Source organism: Streptomyces sp. NPDC101166 (assembly GCF_044768125.1).
Lineage (GTDB): Bacteria > Actinomycetota > Actinomycetes > Streptomycetales > Streptomycetaceae > Streptomyces.
Genome location: NZ_JBIWPF010000097.1, coordinates 1 through 1,550, shown reverse-complemented (window position 1 = coordinate 1,550; position 1,550 = coordinate 1). Strand labels below are relative to the sequence as shown.

At 70.6% G+C, this 1,550-nt stretch carries 1 protein-coding gene and 1 pseudogene; one reads left to right on the top strand and one right to left on the bottom strand.

The window, feature by feature from the left end; translation table 11 throughout:
* Nucleotides 1–1,051 (top strand): zinc-binding dehydrogenase (locus tag ACIRS4_RS36670; RefSeq protein WP_404204361.1); only part of this gene is annotated, 1,051 nt, incomplete at its 5' end.
* A 9-nt stretch (nucleotides 1,052–1,060) separates the two neighbouring features.
* Here ACIRS4_RS36670 and ACIRS4_RS36665 read toward each other — a convergent pair.
* Nucleotides 1,061–1,550 (bottom strand): annotated as a pseudogene (locus tag ACIRS4_RS36665) (hypothetical protein); the annotation flags it as partial.

Genomic DNA, 1,550 nt, shown 5'->3' with positions numbered 1-1,550 from the left:
CTCCGACCTGCACGCCCGCCTGCACTGCGACGAACTCGCCGACCTGGCCGCCGCCACCGGCTACGACCGGTTCATGCGGTCGGAACAGCGCATCGTCATGGGCCACGAATTCACCGGCGAGATCGAGGAATACGGACCCGGCACCCGGCGGCGCTGGAAGCCCGGCACCCCCGTGGTCGCCCTGCCGATCCTGCGCACCGGCCGCCAGCCCGAACTGACGGGACTGTCCGCGCACGCGCCGGGCGGCTACGCCGAACAGGTCCTGATCCAGGAACCCATGACCTTCCCGGTCCCCAACGGCCTCGCCCCCGACCACGCGGCCCTCACCGAACCCATGGCCGTGGCCTGGCACGCGGTCCGCAAGAGCCGGATCACCAAGGGCCAGACCGCTTTCGTCATCGGCTGCGGGCCCATCGGCCTGGCCGTCATCTCGATGCTGAAGGCCGCCGGCGTCCACACCGTCGTCGCCAGCGACTTCTCCCCCCGCCGCCGGGAACTCGCCGCGGCCTGCGGAGCCGACGTGGTGGTCGACCCGACCACCGAATCCCCGTGGGAGTCGACGCCGAAGAAGTCCCGCATCACCGGCGCCGCCGACATCCTCAACCTCGGCTTCGACGCCATGGAACGCCTGCGGCGCCTCCCCAATATTCCGTGGTGGTACCTGTTCCGCGCGGCCCACACGCTGCAGCGCGGACCCTCCGGTCCGGTCGTCTTCGAATGCGTCGGCGTGCCGGGCATCATCGACCAGATCCTTACCGCCGCACCGCCGTTGACCCGGGTCGTGGTCGTCGGCGTGTGCATGCAGCAGGACGCCTTCCATCCCGCCACCGCCATCAACAAGGAGATCGAGCTGCGCTTCGTGCTCGGCTACGACCCCGGCGAATTCCGCGACACCCTGCACATGATCGCCGACGGCAAGGTCGACCCGTCACCGCTGATCACGGGCACCGTGGGCCTCGACGGTATCGACACCGCCTTCGCCACCCTCGCCTCGCCCGAGCACCACGCCAAGATCCTCATCGACCCGCGCAGCGACCGCACCGCACCCTGACCGGGGACGCTATCGGCCGGGGCGCAGGACCGGGAACGGCGTCGTCGGGGGCTCGTGGAGGATTTCCAGCAGTCCCTCGGCGCTGCGCGCGGCGGTGAGGCAGGCGTTGGCGGTGAACTGATCGGCCAAGGGGTGGCGGGCTCGGTTCCGCCACTTCCGCACCGCGGCCAAGGCCGCTTCGCGCTGGGTGGGGACATCGGTGTGGGCGGGCAGGCCCAGGCGGAGGGTCGGGGCCACGCCGGTGCCGCCGATCAGGCGGCTGAGTTCCGCGAGATCCTCATGGGGCAAGGGGAGTTCGTCGCAGCGGAGGTGCGACAGCAGACGTAGTTCGGCGAAGCCGTGGACGTCGGCGAGCAGGGTGCGGACGCGCGGGAGGAGGGCGTCGGCGGGGGAACCCTGATTGGCGGCGAGAATGCGGGCCAGGGCGGTCAGTGCCGAGTGGGCCTTCAATTCGTCTGCACGCTGGGCGAATTGGACATCCAGGACGTTACGGAGTTCG